Here is a 16,322-nt window from a genome sequence, read left to right as displayed (position 1 = left end):
TTCCGCTCAACTCAGAGAAGACCTGCCCATGGGTGCCTGGCTTAGCAATGTTTCCCTGAAATACAAGTTCTGGGCGGTCAACGCCGTCGCTTTCGTCACCACCTTGCTGCTGGTGCTGTACGCCGTCCATCTGGAGCAGCGCGCCCGTGCTGAAGGCGCTGAACATCAAGCAAACGCCCAGGCAAACCTGCTGGCAGCGTGGCCACAAGGCCAACCGTTGCCTCTTTCGGCAAGCGTCATCACCTGGGGTGCAGGGCAGATGGCCTCCTTTGCCGGCGAGCCCCTGGAGGCCTTGCGCGGCGCTCAGGGCTGGATAGCGCTGCCCTCCAACCAACTGTTGGGACAAGACCCCATTCAGGGCGCTCATGTGCTGCAGAGAGGTGATCAGCGTGTTGCCGTGATCGCCCAGTCACCCAGCCTGCGCCAGGTCTTCATCGATCGATTTACGCATTACGCGGTGTGCGTGTTGATTCTGATGCTGGCCATGCTCGCCGCTTCGCAACTGCTGATCCGCTTTCTACTCAGCCAACTCAACACGCTCAAGGACGTGATGCTGCATGTGGAAAAAACCGGTGATCTGGCGGCGCGTGTACCGCTGGCCGGCGGTGACGAAGTCGGTCAGATGGCGGGCGCCTTCAACGCCATGCAGGGCACCTACCACCGTATCGTCAGCACCGTCGCCACCACCGCAGCACAGCTCGACTCAGGTGCCGCGCGTCTTGCGGCCAGCATGAACGAGGTGCGTCACGGCATGCTCGGCCAGCAAAGCGAAACCGACCAAGCCGCGACAGCCATCAATGAAATGTCCGCCACTGTCTACCATATCGCCCAGCATGCAGGGGCGACCCGCGATCTGTCCCAGACTGCCGACACGCTCGCCGGCGGTGGGAAAGACGTGGTCAATCGCGTGCAGACGTCCATTGCCGGGCTTTCCAGCGGCGTTCAGCAGACCGCCGAAATGATCCGTCAACTCGCCGAAGACAGCCAGAAGATCAATGGTGTGGTCAGTGTCATTCACAGCATTGCCGAGCAGACCAACCTGCTGGCATTGAACGCGGCCATAGAGGCGGCCCGTGCCGGTGACCTGGGTCGTGGGTTTGCCGTGGTGGCCGATGAGGTCCGCAACCTGGCCAAACGCGTTCAGTCATCTACCGACGAGATCACTACCATGGTGTCTGCCCTGCAGTCAGGCACGCGTGATGCGGTCGAGTTTATGCAGGAAAGCTCCTACAAAGCAGACGATTGTGTGAAACAGGCCCAGGAAGCAGGAGCGGCATTGGCCGAGATCACTGGGGCAGTGGCGCAGATGCGTGAAAGCAACACCCAGATCGCCGTGGCTGCCGAACAACAGAGCCAGGTGGCAGAGGAAATGAACCGTGCCGTCGTCAGCATCCGTGATGTGACCGAGCAAACCGTGCAGCAGACCGTAGGTTCGGCCACCACCAGTTCGGAACTTGCGACACTGGCCGGGGCGCTGAACAAGGCTATAGGTCAACTGAAGCTATAACGGTCATAGGCAGTGGCGATTGGCTCTGGCCGCGCCTGCACACTACGCTTTGGGCATGACCGAGAGGAAATGCCCATGAACAAACGTCTACCCAATCTGCTCGCCTGGCAATGGCGCGGCTACCCGCACAGTCATCGTCACCCTGCGAACCTGGTGCTGCATTTGATTGCGGTTCCGCTGTTCATTCTGGGCGTCCTGTTGATCGTGTCCGGATTGTTTGGGCTGGATATCGTGCAGCTGGCGGTCGGCGTGCTCGCCCTGGTCGCGGCCCTTGGACTTCAACGTCACGGCCATCGCCTGGAAGCTGATACCCAAGAGCCCTTCATCAACCGCACCGACCGTGTTCAACGTGTACTCAGCGAGCAGTTCATCACGTTCCCGCGTTTCGTGGTGAGTGGCGCGTGGTGGCAGGCCTGGCGCGACCGTCACAAGCCTCGGCGGTGACGGGCATCACCCAAACACCGTCACCGTTTGCCTGCTCAAGGCCAACAATGCGCCGTCTGCACTCCATAATGCAGCGGCCGCATGGCCATATCCCTCGCGTGCGTATTCGGTTTCCACACGGTACTGGCACCAATCGCCAGCGTTCAGCGAGCGTACAGACTGGACGAACTCAATGGTCCAGGTAAGTGTACTGCCGGCTGCAGGCTGTCTGAGCATGGGCAGAACGCTAGGTGGCCAGGCGTCTACCAACGCCAGCAGGTGCGCCTCGTTCATTTCCCCGTCTTGCAGGTCACGCAGGCGCACCCAGCCCCCCATGGTGCGCGAGTCATTGCCGCTGAACGGAAGCCCACCGATCGCCCAGCGCAACTCCAGGTTTTTCATGAATTGCGGTGTCACACCTGGGATATGAGGCAATGGTGCTGCACTCGCCTCAAGCGCCGGCATTTCTGGTGCAGGTACGGCGGGTACGGACACGGCAGAGCTTCGTGCAGCCCCGAAACTGCCCTGTACCAGCGTCACCACCTGTCCTTGCTGCACGGCGCGGCCCAGCAGCGTGCTGACACCCGTGCCATGGCGCAATAACTCGACCTCCAGCCGAATCGGGGTATCTGCCGAGGCAGGACCCACGAAAGTAATGGCCAGTGAGCGCACCGGGCGGTCATGACCTAGCCGGGAACGCATCGCCTCGAACACCATGGCAGCCATCAGGCCGCCAAAAATCGCTCGCCCCTGGCCCCAGCCTGCCGGTACGCGCACGCTGTCGGGATGAGCTCTGGCAGCCTCGAGCACTTGTTCGAACGTCATTGGGCAGCTCCTGCACGGGTAACGGTGCTCCCATCCTAGCCGGCCCTGGCCCCTGCAACAGCCTTCATATCGGTCATTGTCCGGGCTTGCGACGGGCCAACGCAGCACCCAACGCGTCCAGCGTGCTGTCCGACCGCCGCTCGGCCTCTTCCGACTGGTGTTGCCATCCGCTAATGCAGCCCGCCAGATCGGCGTGCTGTTGCGCTTGCAGCAACCATTGCAGACGGTCATGCCAATCCCCCAGATCGCCCTGTGCTCGTTTCAGGGTGCGTTTGAGCTTCTTCGGGGCGTGGCCGAACTGGGGGTAGGCTTCGTCTGCGTACCGCGCTCGTTTGATCAGCAACCGCAACCGGTGACGATCGTGATTGGGATCCTGCAAGGCCTCGGTCAGCTTGCGCCACTGTTTGCGCAAGCGTTTCTCGATACGCTTGTCCAACGCCTGAATCAGGCCATCGCGATCTGCGCCACGCAAAAACGCGGGAAACGCATCCACCGCCCCCAGTAACCGGGTAAGCTGCGGGCTGCGTGCGACGCTGGCGTAGGATGGCCCTCGCCCTTGCAGACGCCTGCGCCCGGCCTGCTCGAACCCTTGGGTAATGAGGGCGGCGCCCAGTACTTCAGCATCGCGCAGCGGCGTGGTGAGCGTCCCTAGCGCCTTGGCGGCACTTTCGAGTTGCTCCACACCAGGCAACCCGCGCAGTGGTCGTACCAGGCTGCGCAGGCGGCGTACGGTGGTGCGCAGGTCGTGCAGGGCTTCACTGTCGGTGTCGACCGCCAGGCGTTCGCGGCACGCCAGGAGCCTGACGTGCAAGGTGATGATCTGGGCGATGAGGTGATCAAGCATGTCAGACATGTGGCAACCCTCGATCAACGGCCGGCACGGGACTCACGGATGTAGAAGCGTGCTTTTTCAGCCTTGCGCGTGCAGCTTTCGTAACCCTCGAATTGCTGCTGCGTCTTGGCGCCTGTAAGCAGCGACAGCGCCTTGGAATAACTCACGGCCCCCGCAAAGCCTTCAGCCTTGGCCAGGTCAAGCTCCTTCCAGGCGGCGTCCAGTTGTGTGGCACAGCTGTCACGGTACGCCGTCTTGCCAGCGCAACCAGCAAGGGTCAGGGCAATCAACGGCAGGCAGATCCAGGCTTTCATCAGCTAAACCTCTGAGGGAGAGAAACAATGCATGTTCGACGCCAACCCCTTGTAAAAGTGCCCGCCTGGCTTTGACCAAGCAGGTCCTCGACAGGTTGCGCATTGCTGCCAAGGGTACGATGCGTGCATTGTAGAGCTTAAGTGGCGAACGCTGAGGGAAGTTGATGAACAAACGCGTGGCATTGGTGCTCGGATCAGGCGGGGCCAGAGGGTATGCGCACATCGGCGTGATCGAGGAGATCGAACGCCGCGGATATGAAATCGCCTGCATTGCCGGGTGCTCCATGGGAGCGGTCGTTGGCGGCATTTACGCTGCAGGCAAGCTTGAGCAATACAAACGCTGGATCGAGAGCCTGGACTATCTGGATGTCCTGCGCCTGGTGGATGTTAGCTTCAGTCTGGGCGCTATTCGGGGCGACAAGGTCTTCGGTCAGATCCGCAAGATAGTAGGCGACATCAACATTGAGCAATTGCGCATTCCTTATACCGCCGTTGCAGCTGACCTGACCAACCAACAGGAAATCTGGTTTCAGGAAGGCTGCCTGCACCAAGCCATGCGCGCCTCGGCTGCCATACCCAGTCTATTCACGCCCGTGGTTCAAGGTAACCGCATGCTGGTCGACGGCGGCATCCTCAACCCGTTACCCATCGTGCCCGTGGTATCGAGCCACTGCGACCTGATCATTGCGGTCAACCTCAACGCCACCAACCAGAAGCAGTATCAACTTCCAGTGATAGAGCGACCTGCAGCCTTCAAGATGAGATTCGATGCACTGATCAACTCGCTTGGCTCGCACCTGCCGTTTCGCCGCAAGCCCGCCGAAGAGTTGGTCCGTATTGAAAAAGGCATGACGCGCGATCGTTTTTCCCCCGTGAACCCGTGGCTGGCCGAATCGGCAGATCCGCAGACACAGCAGCCTACGGCGGCCCCCGAAAGCGAAGGCGCGCCCAAGTCTGCCACCGGTTCGTTCATCATCGACAACGTAGGGCCGGCCTCGCTGCTGGACTTGATCAACCAGAGTTTCGAAGTCATGCAGACTTCACTGGCGCAGTACAAGATCGCCGGCTATCCGCCTGACGTACTGATCAACGTGCCCAAGCGTGTGTGTCGCTTCTTCGAGTTCTACAAGGCGCCCGAGCTGATCGCACTGGGCCGCGAGATCGCACGCGACACATTGGACAATCATGAGGGTGTCAAACGCTAACGCTTGCGGTGCCTGCGCACAGGAAAAAAAACAGGCCGCTTATAGCGGCCTGTCGCGTGTTTCCAAACGGCTTTAGTAACGCGTGATGTCCGCGTTGGCCTCCAGCTGTTTGCGGTAGGCGGCGAAGTCCTGCTGACCCGCACGAGACGCCAAGTAGCGGCGGATCTGCTGCTTCTCTTCATCAGTGGCCGCAGCACCGTCATTGACACCCTTGAGTTGCAGCACGACCAGGCTGCCATCACGCAGCACGACGCTGCCATAGACGGGCTTGTCCTTGGCTTGCGGCTTGCCGAGACGGAACAATGCCTGCAGCTCGACAGGATCGATACCTTCCTGACCACGCGAGACGGCTTCATAGGGCTTCCAGCCCTGGCCTTCCTGAACGCTTCCAGGGGCGATGGAGCCATCACGCAGCCCCGCGATCAGCTTGTCCGCCTTGGCCTTGAGGGCAGCGGTGGCTTTCTCTTTGGCCAGATGCTCGCGAATGTTCTTGGCAACCGTCTCGAGTGGCAGCTGTGCAGGCTTGCGGTGTTCCTTGACGCGCAGTACCACCGTCGTCTCCGGATCGAGCTCGATGGCGGTGCTGTTGGCACCCTCTTCCAGCACTTCCTCCGAGAACGCTGCCTGCACCACGGAGCGGTTGGCAGTGATACCGTCGCCGCCTTCGCGACCGAACGGAACGGACGTTTGCACCTTGAGGTTCAAGTCCTGAGCCGGCTGCACCAGGTCGGAGGCCTCGTAAGCGGCATCCTGCAACTGCTTGCTGGCGTCCACGTAGCGTTGCTCGACCAGTGGCGTCTTGAGGTCGCGGGTCAGCTTGTCTTTCAGGCTCGCGAAGCTCGGCACCTCGGGCGCTTCAACGCCCAGCAGCTTAATGATGTGATAGCCGTATTCGGTACGAACCGGGGCTGAGACCTGACCGTCGTGCAGCTGATACAGCGCCTGTTCGAACGCCGGATCGTACACACCAGGGCCGGCAAAGCCGAGGTCACCGCCGTTGCTGGCCGAACCTGGGTCCTGGGAAAATTCCTTCGCCAACGCGGCAAAATCTTCACCCTTGGCCAGGCGCTGTTCGATTTCGTCAGCACGCGCCTTGGCTTGGGCATCGGTGGTCTTGTCGTTGACCTCGATGAGGATATGCGCCGCGCGGCGCTGTTCGGCCAGGTTGGCGATCTCTTTCTCGTACTGAGCCTTGAGCGCCTCGTCAGTGACCTTGGCCTGGTCAAAGAACGACGATTTCTTGAGCTCTACGTAATCGATGACGACTTGATCAGGCGACATGAACTCTTTGGCATGGGCGTCATAGTGCTGCTTGACCTCTTCGTCGCTGATCTTGATCGCGGCTGGGTCGGCCTTGAAGGTCAAGGACGCGAAATCGCGGGTCTGCTTCTCAAGGCGTGCAAAAGCATCGACTTGCTGATCGGTTACGAAGCTGCTGCCGGCGATCCCGGCACGTAACTGCCCGATGAGCATTTCTTCACCGAGCATTTCGCGAAACTGCATACGCCCATAGCCCATCTGGCGGATGACCTGGTCGAAGCGGTCGCTGTTGAACTTGCCGTCAACCTGGAACTCCGGCGTTTGAAGCATGACTTGATCGAGCGCAGCATCGGAAAACGCGAACTTGGCGTCCTTCGCACCTTCGAGCAACAGCTTGCGGCTGATCAGACCCTTGAGGGCCTCTTCACGCAGCAGCTTGTCGTCAAGCAGCGCAGGATCGAAGTCCTTACCCAGTTGCTGCACCAGCTGGCGGCGCTGCATGTCGGCCGCCTGGCTCAGCTCGTTCTGGCTGATCGTTTCGCCGTTGACCTTGGCAGCATCCTGGCTGTGGCTGGCGGCTTGGAAAATGGCTTCGAACCCGGTCAATGCCATTAATACGACAATGAGACCGATAATGGTTTTGGCAATCCAACCTTGTGAATTGTCCCTGATATTTTGCAGCATGCGTCCCCCAGAGACGGCTGTACCACTGCGTCGACAACCGCGGAGCGTGGGTAGAGTCCTGATAAAAGAAAGGCGCATCCGAGGATGCGCCTTTTCTTAGCATACGAATCAGGCGGTAACGTTTGCGTCCCGCCTTCAGCGTGCTCGGACCTGGCCTGGCCGGGTCCGGCTGAAAGAGACGACTTAGTTGACGGCGTCTTTCAGGCCTTTACCTGCCTTGAAACCTGGAACCTTGGCGGCTTCAATTTTGATCGCCTTACCGGTCTGCGGGTTACGGCCAGTACGCTCAGCGCGTTCCTTGACAGAGAAGGTGCCGAAGCCGACCAGAACGACATCGTCGCCTTGCTTCAGGGCGCCGGTGACGGTTTCGATCACTGCGTCCAGCGCTCTGCCAGCGGTGGCTTTGGGAATGTCTGCATGTGCGGCGATAGCGTCAATCAGTTCCGACTTGTTCACTCGTAAGTCCCCTTGTGCTCTATTGAGTATGTTTCTAAGTATGTAAAGAAAAGCGTGTGAAAACGGTGCTGGGTGGCCTGATGACACTCACGTGCCGCTTTATAGCAAGGCGCCGAAAATACTGTCAAGAAAGCCACCCGGGCTGAAACTGTTAGTGCGTGCTAATTCTTTCCTTTGCCTCACTGTCGCGCTTATCGTCCTTCGCGACAATCTCGGAAGCCACATCTGGCAAGGGCTCCGGGGCGTATTGCAGCGCAATTTGCAGGACTTCGTCAATCCATTTGACCGGTTTGATCTGCAGATCCTGTTTAATATTCTCCGGGATTTCCTTCAGGTCACGCACGTTCTCCTCAGGAATGATCACCGTCTTGATGCCGCCCCGGTGTGCGGCCAGCAGTTTTTCCTTGAGCCCGCCAATGGCCAGAACCTGGCCGCGCAACGTGATCTCGCCTGTCATCGCTACATCCGCGCGCACAGGTATCTGAGTGAGTGCCGACACCAGCGCGGTGCACATGCCGATGCCTGCACTCGGGCCATCTTTGGGGGTGGCGCCTTCGGGCATATGAATATGAACGTCGTGCTTTTCATGGAAGTCTGCTGCGATCCCCAGGCTGCGGGCACGGCTGCGCACCACTGTCTGCGCGGCCGTAATCGACTCGACCATGACGTCACCGAGCGAACCGGTCTTGATCAATTGGCCCTTGCCAGGAATGACCACGGACTCGATGGTGAGCAATTCGCCGCCCACTTGTGTCCATGCCAGACCCGTCACCTGGCCGATCTGGTCCTGCTGCTCGGCCAGGCCATAACGGAACTTGCGCACGCCCAGAAGGTGTTCGAGCTGCTCGCCGGTCACCTTGACGTTGACCTGCTTTTGCCCTGCATGTTCCTTGACGACCTTACGGCAGACCTTGGCAATCTGACGCTCAAGACCACGCACACCCGCTTCGCGCGTGTAGTAACGAATGATGTCGCGAATGGCCGAGACATCGATCTCCAGCTCTTCTTTTTTCAGGCCGTTCGCCTTGACCTGCTTGGGCACCAGGTATTTGACTGCGATGTTTATTTTTTCATCTTCGGTGTAACCCGGCAGACGAATGATCTCCATCCGGTCCAGCAACGCTGGCGGGATGTTCATCGAGTTGGAGGTGCACAGGAACATCACGTCCGACAGGTCGTAATCGACCTCCAGATAGTGATCGTTGAAGTTGTGGTTCTGCTCGGGGTCCAGCACCTCCAGCAGTGCCGAGGCCGGATCGCCGCGCATGTCGCTGCCCATCTTGTCGATTTCATCGAGCAGGAACAGCGGGTTGCGAACGCCCACTTTGGTCATCTTCTGAATCAACCGGCCGGGCATGGAGCCGATATAGGTCCGGCGGTGGCCGCGGATTTCAGCTTCATCCCGTACCCCGCCCAGGGCCATGCGCACGAATTTACGGTTGGTCGCAGCGGCAATGGATTCGGCCAGGGACGTCTTGCCCACGCCAGGTGGGCCAACCAGGCACAGCACTGGGCCACGGATTTTCTTGACGCGCTTTTGCACGGCAAGGTACTCGAGAATACGGTCCTTGACCTCTTCCAGACCGTAGTGGTCTGCATCAAGAATGTCTTCGGCCTTGGCAAGGTCCAGGCGCACTTTGCTCTGCGCTTTCCAAGGCACCTGAACCAGCCAGTCCAGGTAGGAACGCACTACGGTGGCCTCAGCCGACATCGGCGACATTTGCTTGAGCTTGTTCAGCTCAGCCTGGGCCTTGGTCATGGCGTCCTTGGGCAGGCCAGCGGCCTCGATACGCTTTTTCAGCTCCTCGAGCTCGTTATGACCCTCATCACCATCGCCAAGCTCTTTCTGAATGGCCTTCATCTGCTCATTCAGGTAGTACTCGCGCTGGCTGCGCTCCATCTGCTTTTTCACCCGGCCACGGATGCGCTTTTCGACCTGCAGCAGGTCAATCTCGGCATCAAGCAGTGCCAGGACATGCTCGACCCGCGTTGGCAGGTCGACGATTTCCAGAATTTCCTGTTTCTGCTCGATCTTCAGGGCCATGTGGGCGGCCATGGTGTCGACCAGGCGCCCGGGCTCATCGATGCTGTTGAGCGATGACATCACTTCGGCAGGCACTTTCTTGCCCAGTTGCACGTACTGCTCGAACTGCGAAAGCAGTGTGCGCACAAATACTTCCGACTCGCGCTCTACAGCCTCGGTTTCGTCGATCAGGGACACTTCGGCGCGCACATGGCCATCGACTTCACTGAAGCGCTCGACAGTACCCCGCTGCTCACCTTCGACCAGCACTTTCACGGTACCGTCAGGCAGTTTCAGCAGCTGGAGCACGGTGGCTACGGTACCAACGCGGTATAGCGCGTCTTCGCCCGGATCGTCATCAGCCGGGTTTTTCTGGGCGAGCAGGAGAATCTGCTTTTCGCCCGTCATCGCGGCTTCGAGGGCCTCGATGGATTTCTCACGCCCCACAAACAGCGGGATGACCATGTGCGGGTAAACAACGACGTCGCGCAATGGCAAAAGAGGCAAGTCGAGGGTGGTCTTCATGATTTCGCCTCTACAGCGGCCTTAGTGGCCGGAAACCGTGGAATTGATGTTTGGACCTAATGTGGGGGTACACCCACGAAATTACAAGCGCTGGCGCAGGAAAAGCAAAAAGGGGGCCCAAGGCCCCCTCTGTGCTACACGGTCAGGCGACCTGCCCCTTGATCAGGCGTCAGGCGCGGCCTTGGCTTGCGGCTCGCTGTTCTCGTAGATCATCAGCGGCTGCGAGGTACCCTCGATGACGCTTTCATCGATCACCACCTTGCTGACTTCCTTCGCAGAGGGAATCTCGTACATGGTGTCGAGCAGCACGCCTTCCAGAATGGAACGCAGGCCACGGGCGCCAGTCTTGCGCTCCAACGCTTTGCGAGCAACGGCCTTGAGCGCATCACTGCGGAACTCGAGGTCGACGCTTTCCATCTCGAACAGCTTGGCGTACTGCTTGGTCAGCGCGTTCTTGGGTTCGGTCAAGATCTGGATAAGCGCTGCTTCGTCCAGCTCATCAAGCGTTGCCAATACTGGCAAGCGGCCCACAAACTCGGGGATCAGGCCAAACTTGACCAAGTCGTCAGGCTCGACCTCACGCAGAGACTCGCCGACTTTCTTGCCCTCTTCCTTGCTGCGCACTTCAGCACCGAAGCCCATGCCACCTTTGGTGGAGCGGTTCTGGATGACCTTTTCAAGGCCGGAGAACGCGCCACCACAGATGAACAGGATATTGCGGGTATCAACCTGCAGGAATTCCTGCTGCGGGTGTTTGCGGCCGCCCTGTGGAGGGACGGAAGCAACAGTGCCCTCGATGAGCTTCAGCAAAGCTTGCTGCACACCTTCACCCGAAACGTCACGGGTGATGGACGGGTTGTCCGACTTGCGCGAAATCTTGTCGATTTCGTCGATGTAGACAATACCCATCTGGGCTTTTTCCACATCGTAGTCGCACTTCTGCAGCAGCTTCTGAATGATGTTCTCGACGTCCTCACCCACATAACCGGCCTCGGTCAGGGTGGTGGCGTCCGCGATCGTGAACGGTACGTTCAACAGGCGCGCCAGGGTTTCGGCAAGCAAGGTCTTACCCGAGCCCGTCGGGCCGATGAGCAGGATGTTGCTCTTGCCCAGCTCGACGTCGTCACCCTTCTTGTCACGCTGGTTCAAGCGCTTGTAGTGGTTGTAAACCGCCACGGCAAGCACCTTTTTCGCGCGTTCCTGACCAATGACGTACTGGTCGAGGATACCGCTGATTTCTTTCGGCGAAGGCAATTTGTGCGCGCTGCTTTCGGCCTGGGCTTCCTGCACCTCCTCGCGGATGATGTCATTGCACAGGTCGACGCACTCGTCGCAGATAAATACCGAGGGCCCGGCAATCAGTTTGCGCACTTCGTGCTGGCTTTTGCCGCAGAAGGAGCAATAAAGCAATTTGCCGCTGTCCTCGCCGTTACGGGTGTCAGTCATTCGATCGATCCAATCCGGTAGGCTTGCAACACAAGATGAAGGCAATTGCGGGCTTTTTCAAGTCCGCAGGCAGGCGCGTCATGCGCCTACCTGCCCTGGCCTCCCGCTTCAGGAAGCCAGTTGCCGCTTGTCGTATACCGAGTCGATCAGGCCGTACTCGGCTGCGCGCGAGGCGCTCATGAAGTTGTCACGCTCGGTGTCGCGCTTGATGGTTTCCAGATCCTGGCCGGTGTGGTAGGCCAGAAGCTCGTTCAGGCGCGCCTTGATGTTCAGGATTTCCTGGGCATGGATCTCGATATCGGTAGCCTGGCCCTGGAACCCGCCCAGTGGCTGGTGAATCATCACGCGCGAGTTCGGCAGGCAGTGACGCTTGCCCTTGGCACCGGCGGCGAGCAGGAACGCACCCATGCTGCAGGCCTGGCCGATGCAGATGGTCGATACGTCCGGCTTGATGAACTGCATGGTGTCGTAGATCGACATGCCGGCGGTCACGGACCCACCCGGCGAGTTGATGTACAGATGGATATCCTTGTCCGGGTTTTCCGCCTCAAGGAACAACATCTGTGCGACGACGAGGTTGGCCATGTAGTCTTCGACCGGGCCAACAAGGAAGATCACGCGCTCCTTCAGGAGGCGCGAATAGATGTCGTAGGCGCGCTCGCCACGGGCGGACTGCTCGATAACCATAGGGACCAGGCCGCCTGCAGCCTGGATGTCAGAGCTCTGCTGAATAAAAGAATTGCGGGACATGTCCTGCGCTCACTCCCAAATAGTCATGGCTTGAATACACACAAGCCAGCGCGAAGGCTGGCTTGTGGGGGCTTCCTGCGAAAAGACCGCTTACTCGGCTTCGTCAGGTGCCTGGGCTGGCTTGACGGCCTCTTCATACGAGACCGACTTGTCAGTCACAGTCGCTTTCTGCAGAACAGTATCCACAACTTGTTCTTCAAGTACAACCGAACGCACTTCGTTCATCTGCTGGTCGTTCTTGTAGTACCAAGCGATGACTTGCTCAGGCTCCTGGTAAGCCGAGGCCATCTCCTCGATCATTTCGCGAACCTTGGCATCGTCTGGCTTGAGGTCATACTGCTTGACCACTTCTGCGACGATCAGGCCCAGCGCAACACGGCGCTTGGCTTGCTCTTCGAACAGCTCGGCCGGCAGTTGCTCAGGCTTGATGTTGCCACCGAACTGCTGAACAGCCTGCACGCGCAGACGGTTGACTTCGTTTTCCAGCAGAGCCTTTGGCGCTTCGATCGGATTGGCGGCCAGCAGACCGTCCATGACCTGGTTCTTGACCTTGGTCTTGATGGCCTGGCGCAGTTCACGCTCCATGTTCTTGCGAACTTCGGCGCGGAAGCCTTCCAGGGTCGATTCCTTGATGCCGAACTGTGCGAAGAATTCTTCGTTCAGCTCAGGCAGCACAGGGGCCGACACGCTGTTGACGGTGATGGTGAACTCGGCGGCCTTGCCGGCCAGGTCCAGGTTCTGGTAATCCTCTGGGAAGGTCACGTTGACGACGCGCTCTTCACCAGCCTTGGCGCCGACCAGGCCGTCTTCGAAGCCTGGGATCATGCGGCCGGAGCCCAGCACCAGCTGAGTACCTTTGGCCGAGCCACCGGCGAACGTTTCACCGTCAACCTTGCCAACGAAGTCGATGTTGAGCTGATCGTCGGTTTGAGCGGCGCGCTCGACGGCTTCGAAACGCGTGTTCTGCTTGCGCAGCACTTCCAGCATGTTGTCCAGATCGGAATCGGCGACTTCGGCGCTCAGGCGCTCGACGTTGATCGACTCCAGGCCGGCAACGGTGAACTCCGGGAACACTTCGAAGACCGCGACGAACTCCAGGTCCTTGCCTTTTTCGAAAGACTTGGGCTCTACGGACGGCGCGCCGGCAGGGTTCAGTTTCTGCTCGACGATGGCTTCGTAGAAGGAAGCCTGAACCAGATCACCGAAGGCTTCCTGGCGGGCATCGGCCTCGAAGCGCTGACGGATCACGCTCATGGGCACCTTGCCAGGACGGAAGCCGGCAACCTTGGCGCGCTTGGCAGTCTGCTGCAGACGCTTGTTGACTTCGTTCTCGACGCGCTCAGCCGGAACGGCGATGGTCATGCGGCGCTCGAGAGCGGAAGTGTTTTCAACAGAAACTTGCATGGATATTCCTCGTTGCACAGACGTTAGCCGGCGTTAGCCCGACTCCAGAATCAAGGGCAAGCATTCTAGTGAGTCGCGCTGCAGAAGTCACCCCACTCGGGACGACCTGAAACAACGCCGGTCGATTAACTTTCAAGGGCCGCACGGCACACCGCGCGACCTGTTTCCAATAAGCCTGGCCCGACATTCCGGCCAATACGTGCCGCAACATCTTGCTCAACAAATACACCTTGAACCGCACGGCCCTTATTCGAGCTCGATCTCGTTGAACTGGCAGTACTCCTCCCAGGACAATCCAAGCGCATCGGCCACCTCTCGATGGGTCTCCAAGCGCATAGCCCGCAATTGCTCCGGGGTTTCAGCGATCAGCTCAAGTGCGAGCTCCCAGGGCTGGATGCCTCGTTGTTCAGCGGCATCCTCGAACGCCCACTGAATTTGCTGCGCCTGCTCACGAGCATCAAGCGCGCGGATCTCTTCGAGCAGGTGAGGGTTCGCTTCGGCGAAACGCTGCAGCGCGGCAGCCTGGCGGGCTTCTTTTGCGATCATTGGCTATGTCCTGGTACTTCCCGCTTCACCGGGTTTCAACCGGCTGAAATCTATCAGCTTTTATTGGGATGCCACCAGCGGATTGCAAGGGCGGCTAGCAACAAATACTGATCCCCCGCTTCATGTCGGCGGTTCACCTGAAAGGTGCGGCCAGCAGCGGAGCCGCCCGTGTGGCGAGCCAGCCCCCTTGGGAGCGGGCGAGTCGAGCGCGATGACTGCCCTGATTACCACAGGATCAGCCACGCCACGCACTCACTCAGGGTCCGGACGCACCAAAAACAAAAGGCGCCCGATCTCACGATCAAGGCGCCTTTCATATAAAGATGGGGTGGACGATGGGAATCGAACCCACGACAACTGGAATCACAATCCAGCGCTCTACCAACTGAGCTACGCCCACCATATTGCGGTGTAACGGTACTGCCTTACTGAAGCATGGTGCGGACGAAGAGACTCGAACTCTTACAGCTTGCGCCGCTGGAACCTAAATCCAGTGTGTCTACCAATTTCACCACGTCCGCGTAACGCTTAAAACAAAGGCGCCAGTTACAGCGCGGCGCCTTCGAAGAATATGGGGTGGACGATGGGAATCGAACCCACGACAACTGGAATCACAATCCAGCGCTCTACCAACTGAGCTACGCCCACCAAAACGCGTTCAATCACCTTGCTTGCCAAAGCTGCCTAAGTGGCGCACCCGGCAGGACTCGAACCTGCGACCATCCGCTTAGAAGGCGGATGCTCTATCCAGCTGAGCTACGGGCGCTTAAGCATGAAGCCTAACCGAACAAGGCACTGACAGCTCACTGCCAAACGACTCATTCTGCCCGACTTCGCCAACCAGTGCTAGGCTGTGCCCGACAAGTGCGGCGAATCTTATAGCCGACCCCTGGGGTCGTCAACAACTTTCTAAAAAAAATTTAAATTATTGAAGGGGTTAGGGCATTTGCCCGACCGCCCGCCTTTGCCCTCCGGCCATGTCGTGCGAGAATACGCGTTCTTTATTGTTTCCCTTCCGATGGTTAATCACGCGTCTATGACTGCACAACTAATCGATGGCAAGGCGATTGCCGCCAAGCTGCGCCAGCAAATCGCTCAACGTGTCGCGCAGCGGCGCCAGGAGGGCCTGCGCACGCCGGGCCTGGCAGTGATTCTGGTCGGCACCGACCCTGCCTCCCAGGTTTACGTCTCGCACAAGCGCAAGGATTGCGAAGAGGTAGGCTTCCTGTCGCAGGCCTTCGACCTGCCGAGTCACACCACGCAAGAAGCACTTACTGAACTGATCGATCGTCTCAATGACGACCCGTCCATTGACGGCATCCTGCTGCAACTGCCGCTGCCCGCGCACCTCGACGCATCGTTGCTGCTCGAGCGCATCCGCCCGGACAAGGATGTGGACGGCTTCCACCCCTACAACGTCGGTCGCCTCGCACAACGCATTCCGCTGCTGCGCCCCTGCACACCCAAAGGCATCATGACCCTGCTTGAAAGCACGGGGCAGGACCTGTACGGCATGAATGCCGTGATCGTCGGGGCCTCCAACATCGTTGGCCGGCCAATGGCGCTGGAGTTGTTGCTCAGCGGATGTACGATCACCGTGTGCCACCGCTTCACCCAGGACCTGGCAGGACATGTTGGGCGCGCGGACCTGGTGGTCGTAGCCGCGGGCAAACCCGGGTTGGTCAAGGGTGAATGGATCAAGGAAGGCGCCATCGTCATCGATGTCGGCATCAACCGTCAGGAAGATGGCAAGCTGGTGGGCGACGTCGTCTACGAAACCGCCCTCCCCCGTGCTGGCTGGATTACCCCGGTACCGGGTGGCGTGGGCCCGATGACCCGCGCCTGCCTGTTGGAAAACACCTTGTATGCGGCCGAGACGCTTCACGGCGATTGAGGCGAGCGAGCATGGCGGCCCTGCCGTCATTGCGTGAGCGAGGGGCGGTCATCGGCCGCCCCATTTTGATTCAGGCGAATTCGATTATCGGTTAGCCTGGGCGTCCTGCCACCGCATGTAGTCATCGCTAATCACTGCCCCTGCCATCCAACGCCAGAACTCCTCCTGGCCCTTCCTGCCAACGCGCGGCAATTCCCACTGCACAGAATGATCTAGCAACTCATTACC

Annotated in this window: 14 protein-coding genes and 4 tRNA genes; 4 read left to right on the top strand and 14 right to left on the bottom strand. The window is 59.3% G+C overall.

The window, feature by feature from the left end; translation table 11 throughout:
* Nucleotides 1–28: 28 nt before the first annotated feature.
* Entirely contained in the window at nt 29–1,507 is a 1,479-nt protein-coding gene (locus tag NMB38_RS07970) for a methyl-accepting chemotaxis protein (protein ID WP_196110612.1), read from the top strand.
* A 75-nt stretch (nt 1,508–1,582) separates the two neighbouring features.
* Entirely contained in the window at nt 1,583–1,951 is a 369-nt protein-coding gene (locus tag NMB38_RS07965; RefSeq protein WP_028686929.1) for a DUF962 domain-containing protein, read from the top strand.
* Nucleotides 1,952–1,957: 6 nt separating this feature from the next.
* Here NMB38_RS07965 and NMB38_RS07960 read toward each other — a convergent pair whose 3' ends face one another.
* The 3 genes from NMB38_RS07960 to NMB38_RS07950 form a co-directional block, all read right to left on the bottom strand.
* On the bottom strand, nt 1,958–2,755 hold the full coding sequence (locus tag NMB38_RS07960) for an acyl-CoA thioesterase (RefSeq protein ID WP_028686928.1): 798 nt from the start codon (nt 2,753–2,755) through the stop codon (nt 1,958–1,960).
* A 73-nt stretch (nt 2,756–2,828) separates the two neighbouring features.
* Entirely contained in the window at nt 2,829–3,608 is a 780-nt protein-coding gene (locus NMB38_RS07955; protein WP_132579027.1) for a CHAD domain-containing protein, read from the bottom strand.
* Nucleotides 3,609–3,622: 14 nt separating this feature from the next.
* Nucleotides 3,623–3,901, bottom strand: a complete 279-nt coding sequence (locus NMB38_RS07950; protein ID WP_023536014.1) for a hypothetical protein — start codon at nt 3,899–3,901, stop codon at nt 3,623–3,625.
* A gap of 164 nt (nt 3,902–4,065) precedes the next feature.
* Between NMB38_RS07950 and NMB38_RS07945 the strand changes: the two genes are divergently transcribed.
* Nucleotides 4,066–5,106 carry a patatin-like phospholipase family protein gene (locus tag NMB38_RS07945; RefSeq protein WP_028686927.1) on the top strand — a complete coding sequence of 347 codons (1,041 nt, stop codon included), beginning with the start codon at nt 4,066–4,068 and terminating at the stop codon, nt 5,104–5,106.
* 72 nt (nt 5,107–5,178) lie between these two features.
* Here the strand turns inward: NMB38_RS07945 and NMB38_RS07940 are convergent, their stop codons facing one another.
* From NMB38_RS07940 to NMB38_RS07890, 11 genes are all read right to left on the bottom strand, one after another.
* The gene (locus NMB38_RS07940) at nt 5,179–7,050 is read right to left on the bottom strand and encodes a SurA N-terminal domain-containing protein (protein ID WP_181073688.1); all 1,872 of its coding nucleotides are present in this window, start codon (nt 7,048–7,050) and stop codon (nt 5,179–5,181) included.
* Nucleotides 7,051–7,233: 183 nt separating this feature from the next.
* On the bottom strand, nt 7,234–7,506 hold the full coding sequence (locus NMB38_RS07935; RefSeq protein WP_027914585.1) for an HU family DNA-binding protein: 273 nt from the start codon (nt 7,504–7,506) through the stop codon (nt 7,234–7,236).
* 151 nt (nt 7,507–7,657) lie between these two features.
* A complete protein-coding gene (lon, locus tag NMB38_RS07930) occupies nt 7,658–10,054 on the bottom strand; it encodes an endopeptidase La (protein WP_027914584.1) in 2,397 nt (798 codons plus the stop codon).
* Nucleotides 10,055–10,216: 162 nt separating this feature from the next.
* Nucleotides 10,217–11,500 carry an ATP-dependent Clp protease ATP-binding subunit ClpX gene (clpX, locus tag NMB38_RS07925; RefSeq protein WP_023536000.1) on the bottom strand — a complete coding sequence of 428 codons (1,284 nt, stop codon included), beginning with the start codon at nt 11,498–11,500 and terminating at the stop codon, nt 10,217–10,219.
* A gap of 108 nt (nt 11,501–11,608) precedes the next feature.
* Nucleotides 11,609–12,250 (bottom strand): ATP-dependent Clp endopeptidase proteolytic subunit ClpP, encoded by a 642-nt coding sequence (gene clpP / locus NMB38_RS07920; RefSeq protein ID WP_023536171.1) that lies wholly within the window; start codon nt 12,248–12,250, stop codon nt 11,609–11,611.
* 90 nt (nt 12,251–12,340) lie between these two features.
* Nucleotides 12,341–13,654: a trigger factor gene (gene tig / locus NMB38_RS07915; RefSeq protein WP_028686925.1), complete on the bottom strand. Its 1,314-nt coding sequence runs from the start codon at nt 13,652–13,654 to the stop codon at nt 12,341–12,343.
* Between the two features lie 246 nt (nt 13,655–13,900).
* Entirely contained in the window at nt 13,901–14,200 is a 300-nt protein-coding gene (locus NMB38_RS07910; protein ID WP_027914582.1) for a DUF6388 family protein, read from the bottom strand.
* Nucleotides 14,201–14,524: 324 nt separating this feature from the next.
* Nucleotides 14,525–14,600 (bottom strand) — tRNA-His (locus NMB38_RS07905).
* Nucleotides 14,601–14,636: 36 nt separating this feature from the next.
* A tRNA-Leu gene (locus NMB38_RS07900) sits at nt 14,637–14,721 on the bottom strand.
* Nucleotides 14,722–14,772: 51 nt separating this feature from the next.
* A tRNA-His gene (locus NMB38_RS07895) sits at nt 14,773–14,848 on the bottom strand.
* 41 nt (nt 14,849–14,889) lie between these two features.
* A tRNA-Arg gene (locus NMB38_RS07890) sits at nt 14,890–14,966 on the bottom strand.
* A gap of 270 nt (nt 14,967–15,236) precedes the next feature.
* Here NMB38_RS07890 and folD point away from each other — a divergent pair.
* Nucleotides 15,237–16,094, top strand: a complete 858-nt coding sequence (gene folD, locus NMB38_RS07885) for a bifunctional methylenetetrahydrofolate dehydrogenase/methenyltetrahydrofolate cyclohydrolase FolD (RefSeq protein WP_027914581.1) — start codon at nt 15,237–15,239, stop codon at nt 16,092–16,094.
* Nucleotides 16,095–16,322: the final 228 nt, after the last annotated feature.

It is taken from the genome of Pseudomonas sp. FBCC-B35, assembly GCF_059133755.1.
The sequence above is the reverse complement of the archived record's forward strand: the minus strand, read 5'-3'. Positions and strand labels throughout refer to the sequence as shown.